Source organism: Kribbella sp. NPDC023855 (assembly GCF_040639475.1).
Classification (GTDB): domain Bacteria; phylum Actinomycetota; class Actinomycetes; order Propionibacteriales; family Kribbellaceae; genus Kribbella.
Window position 1 is genome coordinate 120,420 of the sequence record NZ_JBFAAA010000010.1, and the last position, 17,049, is coordinate 137,468.

Below are 17,049 nucleotides of genomic sequence, written 5' to 3' on the forward strand. Positions count from 1 at the left end.
CAAAAGCACAGTCATCTCGCGTGCTCGAAGTCGATGGCGGAGTAGGCGCGGAGCTTCGAGAGCTGGTGTTCGCTTTCGATGCTGCGGATGGTGCCGCTGCGGGAGCGCATCACCAGTGAGTGGGTGCGCGCGATCGCGCTGCGGTAGCGCACGCCGCGGAGCAACTCACCATCGGTGATGCCGGTCGCGACGAAGAAGCAGTCGTCGCCGCTGACCAGGTCGTCGGTCGACAGCACCCGGTCGAGGTCGTGGCCGGCGTCGATCGCCTTCTGCCGTTCGTCGTCGTCCTTCGGCCAGAGCCGGCCCTGGATCATGCCGCCCATGCACTTCATCGCGCAGGCCGCGATGATGCCCTCCGGCGTACCGCCGATGCCGACCAGCATGTCCAGCCCGGTGTCGGGCCGCGCCGCCTCGACGGCACCCGCGACATCGCCGTCGCTGATGAACTTGATCCGCGCGCCGGTCGCCCGGATCTGCGCGGCCAGGTCATCATGCCGGGGGCGGTCGAGCAGTACGACGGTGACGTCGTCGACCGAGGACCCCTTGGCCTTGGCGACCCGGCGGATGTTCTCGGCGACCGGCAGCCGGATGTCCACCACGTCGGCGGCTTCCGGGCCAACGACCAGCTTCTCCATGTAGAACACCGCGGACGGGTCGTACATCGTGTTGCGCGGCGCCACCGCCATCACCGCGATGCCGTTGGCCATCCCCTTGGCGACCAGCGTCGTCCCGTCCACCGGGTCGACCGCGACGTCGCACTCCGGGCCGTCGCCGGACCCGACCTGCTCGCCGTTGTAGAGCATCGGGGCGTTGTCCTTCTCGCCCTCGCCGATCACCACCACGCCGTTCATCCCGACGGTGCCGATCAGGGTCCGCATCGCGTTCACGGCCGCGCCGTCGGCGCCGTTCTTGTCGCCCCGGCCGACCCACCGCCCGGCCGCCATCGCGGCTGCCTCGGTGACCCGGACGAGTTCCAGGGCGAGGTTGCGGTCGGGCGCGTGCTCGTCGACCTCGAGATGGGCCGGGGGAGTGGACGGGTCGCTCATGCCACGGATCGTAGCCAACGACCGGTGTCCGGCCGTTGGCGGTCTCGGGGGACACTGGTGCCATGAGCTCGACGGGTGAGGAGCAGACGGCGGCGCAGACACGGGCCCAGGCGGAGCGCGCACGGGTGCGTGCCGAGGCGGAGGCCTACCGTGCGCAGAACAAGATCGACCGGGCGAAGGCGCGGACGCTGACCAACATGGTCTGGGCCCTGCTGGCCTGCTTCGTCGTGGTCGCGTTCCTGATGCTGGTCACCTGGCGGCCGAAGGAGGAGCGGATCCGCCCGGTGGACTACGCGCCTCAACTGGCCGAGGCCCGCAAGGTCGCCCCGTGGGTTCGCGGGCCCGAACCGATGCCGGCCGGCTGGTTCGCGAACAACGCGAGATTCCTGGCACCGCAGCAAAGCCCGATGACCTGGCACCTGGGAATTGTCACCGACCAGAAGAAATACGTCGGGCTGGAGCAGTCGAACGTGACCAGCAAAGGATTCCAGACCGACAAACTCGGCAAAACCGAAGACGACGGTACGTCGACCGTGGCGGGTGTGGTCTGGCAGCGCAAAACCCTGCTGGAACGGAAGAACGAGCAGGCGCTGGTGCTGATCGGCTCCGGGGTCACCACGATCGTCACCGGAAATGCGGGTTATCCCGCGCTGGAAACGTTTGCCGCCACTTTGCGCTGAATTCCCGGAGCTATTCAGCCGTTGACACACCGGGCCGGACGCGGTTCTATCGTCGGGTCGGCATCGACGGAGGAGTTCCGATGTTTCGCATCGACCGGGCCAGGGGTTGATGCGGCATGTTCGTCACCGGACTGGTGCTGGCCGCCGAAGGGTCGCCGCATCTCGGCGTACCGAAGCAACTCCTTGCCTATCAGGGCAGCACGTTGCTGGACGCGTCCCTGGAGACCGCGCGGGAGTGCGGGTTCGACCAGTTGATCGTGACGCTCGGGACGGCGTCGGAGCAGGTCAGAGAACGGGTCGATCTGGACGGCGCGCGGGTGATCGAGTCGCCGCATGCCGACACCGGGAGCTCTTCGATCGTGCCCGCGCTGGACGCTGTCGACCGGCGTACCGACGGCATCGTCGTGATGCTCGGTGACCAGCCGGGAGTGACATCGGCCACGGTCTGGTCGCTGGTCGCCGAGGTGGCCGGGCCGTCGACGCCGATCGGCGTGAGCCGCTACGACAACGGCCGCGGCAACCCGTGCTGGTTCGGCCGCGAACTGTTCGGCGAGCTGCGGCAGCTGCGCAGCGACCAGGACATCTGGGCGGTGATCGCGGCCAGCCGTCACCCGGTCACCGATGTAGATGCCGTAGGCAACATTCCGCTCCGGGTCGAGAGCTGGGACGACTACCAGTCGCTCGTCGCCCAGCCCCACACCCGCGGCCTCGACCCGCCGGTCGTCCCCCCGGCCGCGCTCCCCACACGCGGCCGGATCACCCGCCGCCCCCACCACCGCCGCCGCGTCTGATACTCGGTGCGGCTATTCGGCGCCGGTGAGGCGAAGCCCGATGACACCGACGAGGATCAGCGCGATACAGGCCAGCCGGGCGAAGCTGAGTTGCTCGCCGAACAACACGACGCCGAGGGTGACGACGCCGAGCGAGCCCAGCCCCGTCCAGACGGCGTACGCCGTGCCGACCGGGAGGCGGTCCAGGGTCTTGGACAGCAGCACCACCGAGATCACCCCGAAGACGAGGACGCCGGCCGTCGGCCAGAACCGGCTGAACCCGTCGCTCGGTTTGAGGCTCAGTGCGAACGCGATCTCGAACACGGCCGCGGCGATCAGCACCAGCCAGGCCATCAGGCCGCCAGCGAACCGCGCTGGTGGCGCAGCGTGACGTTCGCGACCCGGGCGCCGAGGGCGGCGGCGGTCCGCAGGTCGGTCTCCGGCGGCGCCTTCTCCGCCGACAGGTCCGCGTCGGACTGTGCCATCGCGCCGAGCCAGCTGCCGAGGCGGTTGAGGTCCTCGATGCTCGCGGTCGACTCGGCCCAGCCCGGGTAGAGGTCGAGGCCGACCCAGATCATCCCGTGCTGGGCGGCGAAGACGGCCATGTCGACCAGGCTGTTCAGCTTGTCGCCCGACATCGCCTTCGAGTTGGTGAACCCGGCGGCGATCTTGTCCCGCCAGGGCAGGTTGTTGGCCCAGACCTTCGCGCTGGCCTCGGCGAAGGCCTTGAACACGGCGCTCGGGCTGCCCATGTAGGTCGGCGCGCCGAAGATGATCGCGTCGGCGGCCTCCAGCCGCTCCCACACCTCATCGGTCAGTTCGTCCAGCGGGATCAGCTCGGCGACAGCCCCCGGTACTGCGGACGCGCCCGCCGCGACGGCCTCGGCCTGCTTCGCGGTGTGCCCGTAGCCGGAGTGGAAGGCGATCGCGATCCGGACGGATGTGTTGCTCATGGTGCTTCCTCCAACGGTCGTGTGCGGACTACAGTCCGTCTTATGAACGACAGTACCGGACCGCAGTCCGTTTCTCCAACGACCTTGCCGTTGCTCGGTGAACCACGCCCGGAACGTGCCGACGCGCGCCGGAACCGGCTGAAGGTGCTGGAGGCGGCTGAACGGCTCTTCGCCGAGCAGGGCGTCAAGAACGTGTCGCTCGACGCGATCGCGGCCGAGGCGGGTGTGGGCAAAGGCACGGTCTTCCGGCGCTTCGGCGACCGGGCCGGCCTCGCGGTCGCGCTGCTGGACGAGCGCGAGGTGGAGCTGCAGGCGAAAATCCTGTCCGGCCCGCCACCCCTCGGTCCGGGGGCACCCGCGATCGACCGGGTGAACGCCTTCCTGACGGCGTACTGCGAACTGCTCGACCGCCACGTCGAACTCTTCGTCGACAGCGAGAACGCCTCAGACGGCGCCCGCTACCGGATCGGCTCGTACCGCCTGTGGCACCGCCACATCGCAATGCTCGTCGAAGAGGCCCGCCCCGACCTGGACGCCGACTACACCGCCCACTTCATCCTGGCCCCCCTAGCAGCCGACCTCCACCAGGCCCTCCGCACCGAAGGCTTCCCCCTACCGCGCATGCAATCAGCCCTAACCACCGCCACCACAGCTTTACTAACCCCCTAAAACCATCCGAACCTCAGGCAGCGCGGCGCCGTGCAGGTCCTCTGGGCGGGCCAAGCGCACGTCCGGTGGTTGTGCTGTCAGTTCGGCTTTTCCTCGTGGGTGGCTTGGGCTTCGGCTAGGCGTTGGCGGGCGCCGTCCAGCCATTGCTGGCAGGTGGTGGCGAGCTTCTCGCCGCGTTCCCACAGGGCCAGGGATTCTTCGAGGGTGGTGCCGCCGGCTTCGAGTTTGCGGACGACCTCGACGAGTTCCTCGCGGGCCTGTTCGTACGAGATCTCCGGGCGGGCCGCCGGTTCGGCGCTCTTGCTCACTTGCTCTCCTTCACCTGTACGTCGAAACGGCCGTCGCTGACCCGTGCGTTCAGCACATCACCCGCTGCCACCTGACCGACCTCGCGCACTGCTGTCCCGTCGGCCAACTGCAGCACGGAGTACCCGCGCTCCAACGTGGCCTTGGGGGACAGTGCCCGGACACTCGCCAGCCGGTGCGCGAGATCGTCACTCGCGCGATCCAGCCGGTGGGTCAGTGTGCGGCGGCTGCGGTCGAGCAATGCGGAGACCTCGTCGGACCGCCGTTGCAGATCTGCCGTCGGAGCGGCCAGCGACGGCCGGCTGCGGATTGCGGCCAGCGCATGCGCCTCGCGCTCCAGCCAGCCGCGGATGGCACGCGACCCACGCTCCCGCAGCAGCCGTACGCCGTCGAGCTCCTCCCGCACGTCCGGCACGATCCGCTTGGCCGCGTCGGTCGGGGTCGAGGCGCGCAGGTCGGCGACCAGGTCGAGCAGAGGGGAGTCGGGCTCGTGGCCGATCGCGCTGACGATCGGCGTACGGGCCTGGGAGACAGCGCGGATCAGGCCCTCGTCGGAGAACGGCAGCAGGTCTTCGAGCGAACCGCCGCCGCGGGCGATCACGATCACCTCGACCGACTCGTCACCGTCGAGCCGCCGGAGCGCGGTCATCACCTCTCCGGCCGCGGCCGGGCCCTGGACCGACGCGTACTCGACGCGGAACGCGACCGCCGGCCAACGGCGCTTCGCGTTCTCCAGCACGTCGCGTTCGGCGGCGGAGTCGCGACCGCAGATCAGCCCGATCGTGTGCGGCAGGAACGGCAGCTTCTTCTTGCGGTACGACTCGAACAAGCCCTCGGCGGCGAGCAACTGCTTCAGCCGCTCGATCCGGGCCAGCAGCTCACCGATGCCGACGTGCCGGATCTCGCTGACCGCGAGCGCGAGCGTGCCGCGCTTGGCGAAGAAGTTGGCCTTCGCGTTCACCACGACCCGAGCGCCGTCGGTGACGGGTGGATCCACCGCGTCGAAGATCCGCCGGTTGCAGGTGAAGCGCAGCGAGATGTCAGCGTCGGTATCGCGCAGGGTGCCGAACACGGTCGTCATACCCCGCCCGGCCGAGACGTCCGTCAGCTGCCCCTCGACCCACACGGCGCCGAGCTGATTGATCCAGCCGGCAATACCGTTCGCAATCGTACGAACGGCCGCGGGTGCGTCCGGCGAAGTCTCCAATGCCACCCGCCGACTCTACGTTCCCCCACCGACAACCCCAGTCCGCACCCACCAGAGGCCCGGGATAGTTGCCGAGTCAGTCGACGAGGAGCTGGGTGACGACCTTCTCCATGAGGTTGTCGATTTGGGGGTCGAGGACTTCGGGGAGGGTTAGGTGTTCGAGCATCAGGCCGCCGAGGGCGAAGTACAGGAGGAGGGGGTCGCCGGGGAGGGCGGCTTGGTGGTGGAGGCGGATGTTCTCGTCGAGGTTTTCGCGGACTCGGTGGGTGAGGGTTTCCTGGAGGGCTGGGCGGCGGGTGGCTTCCAGGCGGAGTTCCAGGAGGGCTAGGTAGCCGACGCGGTCTTCGGTCAGGCGCCGGCGGAGCCGTTGCGTGAGGAACTCGGCTGACGGGGGCTGGTCGAGGTGTGCCGGGTCGGGGCCGAGCCGGTCGTGGATGCGCAGGCCCGCCTGGGTGAGCAGGCCGTCGCGGTTCGCGAAGTAGTTCGACGCCGTGCCGTTCGGTACTCCGGCCGCGACGTCGACCGACCGAAACGTCAGCCCGCGCGCCCCTTCCGCCGCCAGTACTTCGATCGCCGCGTCCACCAGCGCCGTCCGCCGCTCCGGATTGGTCCGCATCCCTCAACCTCCCGAGCTGAAATGACTACATCCAGAGTACTATGCATGGAGTGGTTGGCGAGTTTGATCGTCATCGGAATCGCAGTACTGACCTATAAACCCTTTGCGTCAAGGGGTGAACGGGACGCATTCTTAAGGAAGTGAAACACCTCCTAGAAAAGGAGTCGCCCGGACAGGGCGGGCGACTTCTTTGTTTGCTGTTAGCAACCAATCGGCCGATCTGCTGACCAGCGTCAGCCGGTCGGCCGCTTGGCTGGCGTGACATAGGCCACGGCGGCAAGGTCGTTCAGCTACGCCCCGTACGATGGGAGCCGTGACTGCCCAGCCTGAGACGACCGTTACGCCGACCGCCGTAAAGACAAAGCGGGTGCTTCTCGCGGCCCCCCGCGGATATTGCGCCGGCGTCGACCGGGCCGTGGTGGCGGTCGAGAAGGCGCTCGACCTGTACGGGCCGCCGGTCTACGTGCGCAAGGAGATCGTGCACAACAAGCACGTCGTCTCCACGCTGCAGGCGCGCGGCGCGATCTTCGTCGACGAGACCGACGAGGTGCCCGAGGGCGAGACGGTGATCTTCTCCGCACACGGCGTAGCGCCGGTCGTGCACCAGGAGGCGGCCGCGCGGCAGCTCAAGACGATCGACGCGACCTGCCCGCTGGTCACCAAGGTGCACCACGAGGCGAAGCGGTTCGCCGCCGTCGACTACGACATCCTGCTGATCGGTCACGACGGGCACGAGGAAGTCATCGGCACCAGCGGCGAGGCCCCCGACCACGTGCACCTGGTGGACGGCCCGGGCGACGTACCGAACGTGGTCGTCCGTGACCCGGAGAAGGTGGTCTGGCTGTCCCAGACGACCCTCTCGGTGGACGAGACGATGGAGACCGTACGCCGCCTGCGCGAACGGTTCCCGCACCTGCAGGACCCGCCGAGCGACGACATCTGCTACGCCACCCAGAACCGGCAGACCGCGGTGAAGAAGATGGCGCCGGACGTCGACCTGATGATCGTGGTCGGCTCGCGCAACTCGTCCAACTCGGTCCGTCTGGTCGAGGTCGCCCTCGAGCACGGCACCAAGGCGGGCTACCTGGTCGACTACGCGGCGGAGATCGACGAGGCCTGGCTGGAGGGCGTCGACTCGGTCGGCGTGACCAGCGGCGCCAGCGTGCCCGAGCTGCTGGTGCGTGACGTGCTCAGCTGGCTGGCCGAGCGTGGGTACGCCGACGTCCAGGAGGTCACCACCGCGGAGGAGAGCCTGGTTTTCTCTCTCCCCCGCGAGTTGCGCGCCGACCTGAAGGCGGCGGGCATGCCGACCACCGGCACCTCGGACCACGCCTGAGGGTCAGCGAACAACGATCTTGGCGGTCTTGGTCGCCTGGAGCGTCTTGCCGTTCGCTCCGCAGTACATGACCGTGTAGCTGAAGGTGTACGTGCCGGCTTTCTGGTAGACGTGCGGACCGTCCATGAGGGTGTAGGTCTCTTCTGAGGTGATCCGTTTCTTGGCGCCGGTACAGGTGACCGAGCCGCCGTCGGAACCGCTCTGCTCACCGTCGCCGTAGGTGTAGTCGGTGCCGAGCGACCGGTTCAGGAAGCTGGTGCCGGGCGGCAACTCGGTGCCGGCCGTGGCGTCCCCTTCGATGCCGAGCGGTGAGATCAGCGTGCCCTTGAGGGTCACCTTCATCAGCAGGGACCGCCCGGTCACCTTCGGCGTGAGTGTCACGGCGACGCCGATCGGCTTCGCGGCAGGTGGCGGTGCCTTGGTCGCGGAGACGGTGGGGCCACTGGTCGGCGGCAGGCCCACGGTCGTGCGGACGCCTCCGGGCTTGTTGGAGACCGGTGGGCTGGAGTTGATCTCGGTGAGGCTGCTGCCTGCCACGGTGATCGCGACCACCGCGGCGGCTGCCAGTACGGCGACACCCGCGGTACGGCGGCGGCGTACGGTGCGGACCTTCGCGAACACCGCTTCACTCGGTACTGCGGTGGGCGGCGGCGGATCCGCGACCAGTTGCTGGAACTTGTCCTTCAGCTCGTCGGGCATCGGTCAGCCCTCCTTCCGGGCCGCGGCGCTGGTGGACGGCGCGATCAGGGGATCGGTGAGTAGGTGGTGCTGGCGCAGTTTGGCCAGCCCGCGCGAGAGGTTGCTCTTCACGGTGCCGGTCGAACAGCCCATCAGCTGGGCGATCTCGGCTTCCGGCAGGTCTTCGAAGTACCGCAGGACGAGCGTTGCCCGGACGCGGCGGGTGAGCGTCGCCAGCGCGCGCAGCAGCAGGTCGCGATCGTCGATCGTGCCGAACGCCGAGGGCGCGGCGGGTTCGGGCAGCTCCTCGGTGGGCGTCTCGCCCTTCCACTTGCGGCGCCACCACTGGGTGCTGGTGTTCACCATCACCGTGCGGGTGTAGGACTCCAGTGCGTTGGGACTGCGGAGTGACTTGCGGTGGAACCACACCTTGGTCAGTGAGGTCTGGACGAGATCCTCGGCCAGATGCCATTCACCGGTCAGCAGGTAGCCGAACCGTTGCAGTGCGGTGAAACGTCCGTCCACGAACGCCGCGAACTCGGCGTCCAGTCCTGGATCCATCAGATGCCCCCTCGAGTGACTCGGTCAGCAGTGTGATGACCGGGCGGGGGCAAAAGGTTGACGTGTGATCAGGCGGAGTCGAGGTCGTAACTGTCCTGTGCGGCCGAGATGGCCGGCATGTGCTCCTCGGCCCAGTCGCTGACGGCCTGGATCGGTCCGATGAGGGACTCGCCCAGCGGGGTCAGCGTGTAGACGACCCGCGGCGGTACTTCGGCGAAGATCTCGCGGCTCACCAGGCCGTCGCGCTGGAGCCGGCGCAGCGTCTGGGTGAGCACCTTGGGCGCCACCTTGCCGATGCCGTCGCGCAGCTCGGTGAAGCGCAGGGGACCGCTGCTCAGCAACAGGACGGCGAGCACGGTCCACTTGTCGCCGATCCGGTCCAGGACCAGGCGCGTCGGGCAGTCGGGGTCGAACACGTCGCCCCGGGTGAACAGCCGGTTGGCCAGGTCCTCTCCATTAGTAACCACCAGGTACTTATAGCACGTTGAAGTAGCCGGTTACCAATGGTTACTGTCGACGCCGTTGTGTCCGGTCGACGAGAGGAGAGCTGTTCATGAAGATCGCGGTGTACGGGGCGAGCGGGATGATCGGAAGCCGGATTGCCGCCGAGGCGGTCAGCCGTGGGCATGAGGTCATCGGCATCACGCGGTCGGGTGGCGAGCAGCCGGCCGGCGTACGGGCAGTCGTCGGCAGTGCCAACGACGTGGCGTCGGTGAAGGAGATCGCGTCGACGGTCGACGTGCTGGTGTCGGCGATCGGGCCGAGCCGGACCGGTGGAGACCCGCAGGAGTTCGTGAACGCGATCGACACGCTGGTCGCCGCAGCCGACGGGACCCGTGTGGTGGTCGTCGGTGGCGCCGGAAGCTTGGTTGCCGATGGCAAGCGGTTGGTGGACTCGCCGGGCTTCCCGGAGATCTACAAGTCGGAGGCGCTGGTCGTGGCCGGCGTGCTCGACACGTTGCGCGCGACCCCCGAGGGTGTCGAGTGGACGATGCTGTCACCGGCTCAGGTGATCCAGCCGGGCGAGCGTACCGGCACCTTCCGCCTCGGCCTCGATGAGCCGGTCGGCACCGAGATCTCGGCCGAGGACTACGCCATCGCCCTCGTCGACGAGCTCGAAACCCCCGCCCATCGTCGTCAGCGGTTCACGATCGGCTACTGAAAGATCTACCCGGGGTTCTGGGAGTAGTCCAGGTAGCGGTCGAGGGTGTAGGTCCAGCCGGTGTCGTAGGAGGTGCGGGCCTCCTCGCCGTCGGGGCGGCGTTCCCAGCCGGTGTGGATCAGTTCGACCTCGGTGCCGTCGTCGAGCGGGATGAAGCTGACCTTGATGCTGCCGGCCTGCTTCGGGTCGGTGCCCGGGTGCCAGGTGAAGGACAGGCTCTTGGGCGGGTCCCAGTCCGAGATCGTGCCCCAGTAGCCGAGCGGGCCGTCTTCGCCGTACTCGACGATGCGGCCGCCGACCGCGCCCTCGAGTTTGACGTCGGTCGCCTTGGCGTGGCCGACCGAGTGCGTGGCCAGCGGCCACCAGGCGCCGATCTCGGCGGTGAACAACTCGAAGGCGCGCTCCGGGCCGACCGGCACGACCAGTCGTTTGATCAGTGGCGCGATGCTCATTGCTGCTCCTCCTGGTTCGTGCCGACGCGCTCGACGTGCTCAGCGAAGGCGTCCAGCGCGTCGCCCCAGAACTGGTCGAGCCAGTCCCGTACCTCGTCCAGGCCGCCGCGGTCGATCCGGTAGATGTTCCGGGTGCCCTGCGTCTCGTGGTCGACCAGCCCGGCCCGTCCCAGCACCTTCAGGTGCTGGGAGATCGCCGGGCGGCTGACCGGGACGCGTTCGGCCAGCCCGGCCACCGAGCTCGGTCCGCCCCGGCGCAGGGTCTCCAGGATCGTGCGCCGGGTCGGATCGCCGAGGGCGTCGAGGACGGCGCCCGCTTGGTAAGTGCCCACGAACGGTAAGTTGCCACTTACCATCGAACCTGTCAAGAGGTGGTCAGTTGAAGGGGTCGAGGGTGATGTAGGCCTGTTGCGGGTTGCCGTCGTGGACGAGGGACTCGTGGTGGCCGACGTCGTCGAAGGCGAAGCCGTAGGCCTTGCCGTCGACCATCTGCGCGTGGATCTTGCGCGAGTAGTGGTTGGTGACGTTGTCGAGGTAGAAGCACGCGTTGTTCGCGTCGGGCTGGTTCGGGTTGGTCAGCAGCGTGGACCGGTTGAAGCCGGCGCACAGGGTGCGCGAGATCGGGCCGCGGACCAGGTCGTTCGGGGCGTCGAGCAGGCCCGCGCAACCGAAGATGCTGGCCGAGTTGGGCTTCTGGAACGAGGTGACGGCCGCACCGGAGGTGTTGGTGAAGTTCATGACGTTGCCCGAGACGCGCCCGTAGTACTTGGTGTTCGGCTGGTCGCCGAACGGGGTGACGGTGAGCGTCTGCGAGCTGTACTTCGACCAGACCCGGTTGACGTAGTCGTCCATGATCGAGGCCGGCAGCGCGCCCGTCTCGACCCCGTACGTCGGGGCGAGAGCGCGCAGGATGGTCCCGTTGGGTGCTGTCTGGATCAGGTTCGCCCAGCCGCCCGGCTGACCGCGGAGGGCGTTGAAGAAGTTGGTGTAGCCGCCTGGCTTGAGGTGGCCGGTGTTCTTCGTGCTGCCGTTCGCGAGTTGGACGCCGACGGCGTACGGGGCCGAGAACATGTCGACCTGGGTGCTGTTGATCCACAGGCCGGAGTCGTTCAGCGTGTACTCGGTCCAGTTGAACAAGATGTTGCGGTTGGGGTCGCTCGGGTTCCGGACCGCGGGCTGCACCAGGCCGCCCGTGGTCAGTTTGAAGACCAGCTTCTGGCCGTAGGAGAAGTACACCCGGCCGGAGAACTTCGGCATCCGGATGGTGATGGACTGGCCGTTGGCGGGTCCGGCGATCGACGCGTCGGGTGCCGGGGTGGGCGGGTTTCCGCCGGCGGGCCAGGCGTGGAAGGTGCCGTTCGCGTCGGCCCAGCCCTGCTGGCCGGTCTGCAGATTGGTGCCGAGGTTGTAGATGTAGACGGCGTCGCCCCGGCCGGAACTGTTGGAGATCTTCAGCGGGATGGTCGACGGTACGGCTTGGGCGGGGGCCGAGACGGTCGCCACCAGTCCGGCGGCGACGGTACTCGCGGCGGCAAGAACCGCCAGCAACTTGGTTTTGATGCGCACAACTCCTCCTCAGGTTTGTCCCAGGTGAGAAGGCGTCATCCGGCGAGGGACGGTGGATCGCCGGATGAGTGAGAGCGCTCTCATACTTGAGTCGCTCTTTCCCCTTGTCAACCTCCGGTGGGTGGCGGCTTTCCGACGCTTGATATGCCGACCTGCTGTCATCGGAGCAGACAGGTACCGGTGGGCGGGTTTCTGGAGCCGCGTGACGGTCAATGCTCCGGTTCATGAGCCTTGGGCAACATTTTGTGCGGAGTGTCGAACTGGCGAGCGTGCGGACGCGGTATCCGCGGGTGGTCGGACGGAACGCGCGGCTCGGCAGCCATGGCGGCGGGGGAGCGGACGAGATCGTTGTCCTGCGCACCGATACCGGCAAGGTCGGGTGGGGACTTGTGGCCGGCCCGGTTGCGGCCGAAGAGGTGGTCGGGCGGTCGGTGGAGGAGTTGATCGATCCTGCTGCCGGGGTGCGTGACGAGTCGCTGCGCGGGCTGGACTTCGCGCTGCACGACCTGGTGGGGCAGATCGAGGATCTACCGGTTTACGCGCTCCTCGGCGGGCGAGGACGTACGACGGTGCCGGCGTACGACGGGGCGATCTACTTCGCCGATCTCGATCCGGAGGAGCAGCCGGGCGGGCTGTCCGCAGTACTGGCTGATTGTGCTGCCGATGATGCGGCCGGGTATCGGGCGTTCAAGCTGAAGATCGGCCGTGGCAACCGGTGGATGGAACGCGCGGCCGGTGATGCGCGGGACATCGAGGTGACGCGGGCCGTGCGGGCGGCCTATCCCGACCATCGCCTGCTGGTGGACGCCAACGACGGTTATGACTGTGCCGGCTTCCTCGAGTATCTACGGGCGGTTGACGACTGCGAGCTCTACTGGGTCGAGGAGCCGTTCCTCGACGACCCCGCCGATCTCGCCCGGCTGCGCGGCTATCTCCGGGAGACCGGATCGGCGACGCTGATCGCCGAGGGCGAGAGCAACCCCGATCTGAAGTTGCTGCTGGAGATCGCGCGCCGTGGAGACCTCGACGTCCTGCTGATGGATGTGGTCTCGTTCGGCTTGACCAGTTGGCGCTCGGTAATGCCGACTGTCGAGCAACTCGGCGTCCGCGCGTCACCCCACGCCTGGGGCCTCCCACTCAAGACCCTGTACGCCGCCCAACTCGCCGCCGGCCTGGGCTCCGTGGACACCGTGGAGGGCGTGCCCGGCGAGACGCTCGGCGTCGACACGAGTGCGTACCTCTGGCAGGACGGCGAACTCACTGTCCCCGACCGACCTGGCTTCGGACTTCTGCTTGATGTCTGACGCGCCTCACCCGGCCTCTGTGTCGAAGCCTGGAAGCGGCGGTGGCTCACGGCGGGTCTTGTCGACGGTGGGGCCGGGGAGCCAGCGGTGGGTGTCGACGGAGTCTTCTACGGCTAGGAACTCGGGCGCGGTGAGCGGACGGGTAGAAGCCTCGATGGATTCCATCGCGGTGAGCTCGGCTTCGGTGACGTGGAGATCGCGGAGTTTGCGGGCCGAGGTGAAGACACGGCGCTCGAACGAGCCGACGGTGCTGTTGTAGGCGTCGACGGCAGAGGTGAGTGAGCGGCCGACGCGGCTGAGGTGTTCGCCCATCGTGCTGAGGCGTTCGTAGAGTTCGCGGCCGAGCTCGAAGACCTGCTGGGCCGACTCGGTCAGCGCCGACTGGTTCCAGGCGTACGCGGCCGCGCGCAGCGTCGCGATCAGGGTCGTCGGCGTCGCCAGGATGACGCGGCGTTCGGCGGCGTACTCGAGCAGGCTTGGCTCCACGTCGAGCGCCGCGGACAGGAACGACTCCCCGGGCACGAAGAGGATGACGAACTCCGGTGTCGACGGCAGCCTCGACCAGTACGCCTTGGCGGAGAGTTGGTCGACGTGGGTGCGCAGGTGGCGCGCGTGCGCCCGCAACCGCTCCTCGCGGAAGTCAGCGTCGTCGCTCTCGGCCGCCTCCAGGAACGCGGCCAGCGGCACCTTCGAGTCGACGACCAGGTTCTTGCCCTCGGCAAGTCTCACCACCATGTCAGGGCGCAGCATTCCGTCGACGGACGTGGTCGTCGTCTGCTCGGTGAAGTCGCAGTGCGCGACCATCCCGGCCAGCTCGACCGTACGCCGAAGGTGCAGCTCACCCCATCGCCCGCGCACCTGCGGTTTGCGCAACGCGGTCGACAGCGACGCGGTCTCGCGCCGCAACGCCTCGCCACTCATCCGTACTTCGTTCACCTGCTGGTGCAACTGGCTCTGCCAGGCGGCGCGCCCCTTCTCCAACTGGTTGAGCTGGGCATGCAATCGGTCGAGCGACTCCTTGACGACCGCCTGGCCCGACATCTGCTGCCCGACTGTGGTCCGCTCCTGCGTGAGCTCCACCACCCGGTCTTCCGCCGCGTCCCGCTCGGCGGTGATCCGGGCGAGCTCGGCACCGTCGCGCCCCCGTGACCAGAGCAGGCCGAAGACCCAGCCGAGCCCAAGCCCGACCAGCAAGAACACGAGGAGCAGCAGAACCGCAGTACCGGTCATGTCACCGACAGTTGCAGACGGCACCGACAATTTCTCGCCGACAAGCCAGGCGGCCTCGAACTGTCCGTTGTCAGAGCACGAGTTCCTGCTTTTCGCCGGCCTCGCGGACGGCCCGGGAGCGCGTGATACGCCATGCCGGGATGGTCCCCAGCAGGGCTGCCGCGGCAAAGACCCAGAGCAGCAAGTGGGCGGAGTCGATCACGGAAGGCTCGCCAAGCTTGACCAGTACTCCGGCCAGCGCCGCGCTGAAGGCGCTTGCCATCAGGAAGACCGTGTTGATACCTGCCGAAGCCTTGGCTGCCTCCTCCTCGTCCGCGACGCTGCTGAAGGCGGCGACCGCGAGGTGCGGGAAGGCGATGCCGATCCCGGCGCCGGCCGCGAACAGAGTGACGAACCACAAAGTCACCACGACCGCGGGCGGGGTGTGCTGTTGCAGAGCGGAGTACGCCGCCAGGCCGATCGCCAGCAAGGCGGGACCGCCGACGAGCAACCGTCGTACGACGCCCGGCTGGTTGGCGCTCGCGCTGACCGTCTGGCTCAGCGACCAGCCCAGTGACAGTGCGGCACCGAGGAACCCGGCCAGCAACGGCGACAGTCCGCCCAACTCCTGACCGAACAGCGGGATGAATGCTTCGGTACCGATGCCAAAGGCAAGGACCCCGACGGTCAGGTAGACCCACTTCAGCGCAGTGCCCCGGGCGAAGGTGACCCGCGGAAGAACTGCTGCCTTGGCGGTCCGCTCATGCGCAACAAACGCCGCACCCAACCCGAGCCCGACGACCAACGCCAGACCGGTGGCCAAACCTGCCGGCACGATGCTCGCGATGCTGACCATCGCAACAGCAGCAGTCAGCAAAACCAGCGAGACCCCCGGTACTGCGGAACTCGACGCCGAGCGCTCGGTCCGCGGGATCACCCGCACGACGACGATCATCAGTACCGCGGCCAGCGCGACCAGGATGCCGAAGGCCGGCCGCCACATCCCGACCTCGCCGAACGCGCCTCCAGCGGCCGGACCGACCAGGTTGCCGACTCCCCACATTGCCGACACGAGAGCCGCGCCTTTGGCCCACAGCCGCTCAGGCAGTGCTCGCTGGATGAGTGCATAACCAAGGCCGGCAAGGAGACCTCCACCGAACCCTTGCACGGCACGGCCCGCCAGGAAGACGCCGATCCCCGGGCTGGCGGCCGCTATCAGCGAGCCTGCGCCGAACACTCCGAACGCGAGAAGGTAGGCGACCAGTGAGCCACGGGTGGTGAGGATCCGGCTGACCAGCATCGAGCTGATCACCGAAGCGACCAGGAAGGCGGTCATCGTCCAGGCGTAGAAGCCGGCGCCGCCGATGTCGCCGACGATCGTCGGCAGCAGGCTGGTGGTGAGGTAGACGTTGCTGGCTTCCATCAGTACGCCGCCGGCGAGCACCACCGCCACGGGGGCGTAGGTGCGGCCGAGCAGTTCGCGCCAGGTACCGGTCTGTGTCGTCGTCTCCATGCGCCCGACCGTAGAACTTCAAGGGCTCTTGAACTCAAGCCCGGGTCAGCAGTCCATCGCGGGGAAGGTGTAGCCCTGGGCCTTCAGCAGGCGCAGTGCCTTGTCCAGAGCCGCGACGGTCTGGCTGCGGTCGCCGCCGCCGTCGTGCATGAGGACGATGTTGCGGCGATGCGCGTGCGTGAGGATGTTGTTGACGATCGCCTGCGTACCGGGACGGGCCCAGTCGCGAGGGTCGACGTCCCAGAGCACCTGGACCATGCCGGCCGCCTTGATGTCGGCCCGCACCTTCGGGTTCGACGCGCCGTACGGCGGACGGAAGCACTTCGACCGCGGGCCGTCGAAGATCTCGTGGTGGCGTCTGGCCGCCGAGATCGCGGTCAGTTGCGGGTGCGAGATCGAGTGGCTGCCGATGGTGTTGCCTGCGGCAAGGATCTGCTCACGCAGTCCGGGGTGCGCCGCCTGCATCGAGCCCAGCTGGAAGAAGGTGGCGTGCGCGCCGTACTTGGCCAGCACCTGCAGGATCTTCGGGGTCCAGACCGGATCGGGACCGTCGTCGAAACTGAAGAAGATGACCTTCTTGTTGCCCGCCGCCGCGGCTGCGGTCGGGTTGCCGGCCGGGACGCCCGGCGTACCGGATTCCGGCTTGCCCGTGGGCGGGGTCGTTGGCGGGGTCGAGGCCGGCGGAGCGGGCGGCGGCTGCGATGGCGTGGTGTGCGGCTGGGACGAGACGGCCGGTTCGGGCGGTGTCGTGTGTCCCAGTGCCAGGGCGATGAGTGAACCGACGACCAGCGCGGCCGCGACCCCGGTCGCGACGAAGGCGGCAAGCTTGCGGGACATGATGCTCCCTTGTGGATCAGGCGGATGTTCCCCAGAGACGCTCCCCCTCAAGGAGCTTTCACAAGAGGAGACGCCCTGCCCGTCGCGCTGGTTGGCGCCGCTGTGTTGCGACCACATCTCAGTGACCTTGCCGTGGTGGCCGGCGGACCGGCGTACGGGTGACCACGGTGTGTGACGGGGTGGA

21 protein-coding genes are annotated in these 17,049 nt (G+C 68.1%); 6 read left to right on the top strand and 15 right to left on the bottom strand.

Going from position 1 to position 17,049, the window contains the following annotated elements; genetic code table 11:
- Nucleotides 1–11 precede the first annotated feature (11 nt).
- Nucleotides 12–1,046 carry a class II fructose-bisphosphatase gene (gene glpX / locus AB0F51_RS29425; RefSeq protein WP_360285113.1) on the bottom strand — a complete coding sequence of 345 codons (1,035 nt, stop codon included), beginning with the start codon at nucleotides 1,044–1,046 and terminating at the stop codon, nucleotides 12–14.
- Nucleotides 1,047–1,108: 62 nt separating this feature from the next.
- Here glpX and AB0F51_RS29430 point away from each other — a divergent pair, with 62 nt between their 5' ends.
- Entirely contained in the window at nucleotides 1,109–1,726 is a 618-nt protein-coding gene (locus AB0F51_RS29430; protein WP_360285115.1) for a DUF4245 domain-containing protein, read from the top strand.
- 116 nt (nucleotides 1,727–1,842) lie between these two features.
- A complete protein-coding gene (locus tag AB0F51_RS29435) occupies nucleotides 1,843–2,517 on the top strand; it encodes a nucleotidyltransferase family protein (protein WP_360285117.1) in 675 nt (224 codons plus the stop codon).
- Between the two features lie 12 nt (nucleotides 2,518–2,529).
- Here the strand turns inward: AB0F51_RS29435 and AB0F51_RS29440 are convergent, their stop codons facing one another.
- On the bottom strand, nucleotides 2,530–2,850 hold the full coding sequence (locus tag AB0F51_RS29440; RefSeq protein WP_360285119.1) for a multidrug efflux SMR transporter: 321 nt from the start codon (nucleotides 2,848–2,850) through the stop codon (nucleotides 2,530–2,532).
- Nucleotides 2,850–3,449, bottom strand: coding sequence for a flavodoxin family protein (locus AB0F51_RS29445; RefSeq protein ID WP_360285121.1), 600 nt, complete (start codon nucleotides 3,447–3,449; stop codon nucleotides 2,850–2,852). Before AB0F51_RS29445 ends, AB0F51_RS29440 begins: the two co-directional genes overlap by 1 nt.
- Before the next feature lie 42 nt (nucleotides 3,450–3,491).
- Here AB0F51_RS29445 and AB0F51_RS29450 point away from each other — a divergent pair, with 42 nt between their 5' ends.
- Nucleotides 3,492–4,118 carry a helix-turn-helix domain-containing protein gene (locus AB0F51_RS29450; RefSeq protein ID WP_360285122.1) on the top strand — a complete coding sequence of 209 codons (627 nt, stop codon included), beginning with the start codon at nucleotides 3,492–3,494 and terminating at the stop codon, nucleotides 4,116–4,118.
- A gap of 77 nt (nucleotides 4,119–4,195) precedes the next feature.
- On the opposite strand, the gene AB0F51_RS29455 is transcribed toward AB0F51_RS29450, so the two are convergent.
- The 3 genes from AB0F51_RS29455 to AB0F51_RS29465 all read right to left on the bottom strand — a co-directional run bounded on the left by AB0F51_RS29455 (nucleotide 4,196) and on the right by AB0F51_RS29465 (nucleotide 6,247).
- On the bottom strand, nucleotides 4,196–4,426 hold the full coding sequence (locus AB0F51_RS29455; protein ID WP_360285124.1) for an exodeoxyribonuclease VII small subunit: 231 nt from the start codon (nucleotides 4,424–4,426) through the stop codon (nucleotides 4,196–4,198).
- Nucleotides 4,423–5,637, bottom strand: coding sequence for an exodeoxyribonuclease VII large subunit (xseA, locus tag AB0F51_RS29460; RefSeq protein ID WP_360285126.1), 1,215 nt, complete (start codon nucleotides 5,635–5,637; stop codon nucleotides 4,423–4,425). The genes AB0F51_RS29455 and xseA overlap by 4 nt, the downstream gene beginning before the upstream one ends.
- Nucleotides 5,638–5,707: 70 nt before the next feature.
- A complete protein-coding gene (locus tag AB0F51_RS29465) occupies nucleotides 5,708–6,247 on the bottom strand; it encodes a TetR family transcriptional regulator (protein WP_360285128.1) in 540 nt (179 codons plus the stop codon).
- Nucleotides 6,248–6,551: 304 nt separating this feature from the next.
- Here AB0F51_RS29465 and AB0F51_RS29470 point away from each other — a divergent pair, with 304 nt between their 5' ends.
- Nucleotides 6,552–7,583: a 4-hydroxy-3-methylbut-2-enyl diphosphate reductase gene (locus tag AB0F51_RS29470; protein WP_360285130.1), complete on the top strand. Its 1,032-nt coding sequence runs from the start codon at nucleotides 6,552–6,554 to the stop codon at nucleotides 7,581–7,583.
- Nucleotides 7,584–7,586: 3 nt separating this feature from the next.
- On the opposite strand, the gene AB0F51_RS29475 is transcribed toward AB0F51_RS29470, so the two are convergent.
- The 3 genes from AB0F51_RS29475 to AB0F51_RS29485 form a co-directional block, all read right to left on the bottom strand.
- A complete protein-coding gene (locus AB0F51_RS29475; protein ID WP_360285131.1) occupies nucleotides 7,587–8,282 on the bottom strand; it encodes a hypothetical protein in 696 nt (231 codons plus the stop codon).
- 3 nt (nucleotides 8,283–8,285) lie between these two features.
- Complete coding sequence (locus tag AB0F51_RS29480; protein ID WP_360285133.1) at nucleotides 8,286–8,822, bottom strand: SigE family RNA polymerase sigma factor; 537 nt, start codon at nucleotides 8,820–8,822, stop codon at nucleotides 8,286–8,288.
- A gap of 68 nt (nucleotides 8,823–8,890) precedes the next feature.
- Nucleotides 8,891–9,289, bottom strand: coding sequence for a helix-turn-helix domain-containing protein (locus tag AB0F51_RS29485; RefSeq protein ID WP_360285135.1), 399 nt, complete (start codon nucleotides 9,287–9,289; stop codon nucleotides 8,891–8,893).
- 86 nt (nucleotides 9,290–9,375) lie between these two features.
- On the opposite strand from AB0F51_RS29485, the gene AB0F51_RS29490 reads away from it, so the two are divergent.
- Nucleotides 9,376–9,984: an NAD(P)H-binding protein gene (locus AB0F51_RS29490; RefSeq protein ID WP_360285136.1), complete on the top strand. Its 609-nt coding sequence runs from the start codon at nucleotides 9,376–9,378 to the stop codon at nucleotides 9,982–9,984.
- Nucleotides 9,985–9,989: 5 nt separating this feature from the next.
- Here AB0F51_RS29490 and AB0F51_RS29495 read toward each other — a convergent pair whose 3' ends face one another.
- Genes AB0F51_RS29495 through AB0F51_RS29505 form a run of 3 tightly spaced genes read right to left on the bottom strand, consistent with a single transcriptional unit; the run spans nucleotide 9,990 to nucleotide 12,002 of the window.
- Nucleotides 9,990–10,436, bottom strand: a complete 447-nt coding sequence (locus AB0F51_RS29495; RefSeq protein ID WP_360285137.1) for an SRPBCC domain-containing protein — start codon at nucleotides 10,434–10,436, stop codon at nucleotides 9,990–9,992.
- A complete protein-coding gene (locus AB0F51_RS29500; protein ID WP_360285138.1) occupies nucleotides 10,433–10,768 on the bottom strand; it encodes a metalloregulator ArsR/SmtB family transcription factor in 336 nt (111 codons plus the stop codon). The genes AB0F51_RS29495 and AB0F51_RS29500 overlap by 4 nt, the downstream gene beginning before the upstream one ends.
- 43 nt (nucleotides 10,769–10,811) lie before the next feature.
- Nucleotides 10,812–12,002, bottom strand: coding sequence for a glycoside hydrolase family 64 protein (locus AB0F51_RS29505; protein WP_360285140.1), 1,191 nt, complete (start codon nucleotides 12,000–12,002; stop codon nucleotides 10,812–10,814).
- A gap of 224 nt (nucleotides 12,003–12,226) precedes the next feature.
- On the opposite strand from AB0F51_RS29505, the gene AB0F51_RS29510 reads away from it, so the two are divergent.
- Complete coding sequence (locus AB0F51_RS29510; RefSeq protein ID WP_360285141.1) at nucleotides 12,227–13,306, top strand: enolase C-terminal domain-like protein; 1,080 nt, start codon at nucleotides 12,227–12,229, stop codon at nucleotides 13,304–13,306.
- Between the two features lie 6 nt (nucleotides 13,307–13,312).
- On the opposite strand, the gene AB0F51_RS29515 is transcribed toward AB0F51_RS29510, so the two are convergent.
- The 3 genes from AB0F51_RS29515 to AB0F51_RS29525 are packed head-to-tail and all read right to left on the bottom strand — an operon-like array spanning nucleotide 13,313 to nucleotide 16,865.
- Nucleotides 13,313–14,560, bottom strand: a complete 1,248-nt coding sequence (locus AB0F51_RS29515; RefSeq protein ID WP_360285142.1) for a DNA recombination protein RmuC — start codon at nucleotides 14,558–14,560, stop codon at nucleotides 13,313–13,315.
- A gap of 46 nt (nucleotides 14,561–14,606) precedes the next feature.
- The gene (locus tag AB0F51_RS29520; protein ID WP_360285144.1) at nucleotides 14,607–16,028 is read right to left on the bottom strand and encodes an MFS transporter; all 1,422 of its coding nucleotides are present in this window, start codon (nucleotides 16,026–16,028) and stop codon (nucleotides 14,607–14,609) included.
- Nucleotides 16,029–16,073: 45 nt separating this feature from the next.
- Nucleotides 16,074–16,865, bottom strand: coding sequence for a polysaccharide deacetylase family protein (locus AB0F51_RS29525; RefSeq protein WP_360285146.1), 792 nt, complete (start codon nucleotides 16,863–16,865; stop codon nucleotides 16,074–16,076).
- Nucleotides 16,866–17,049: the final 184 nt, after the last annotated feature.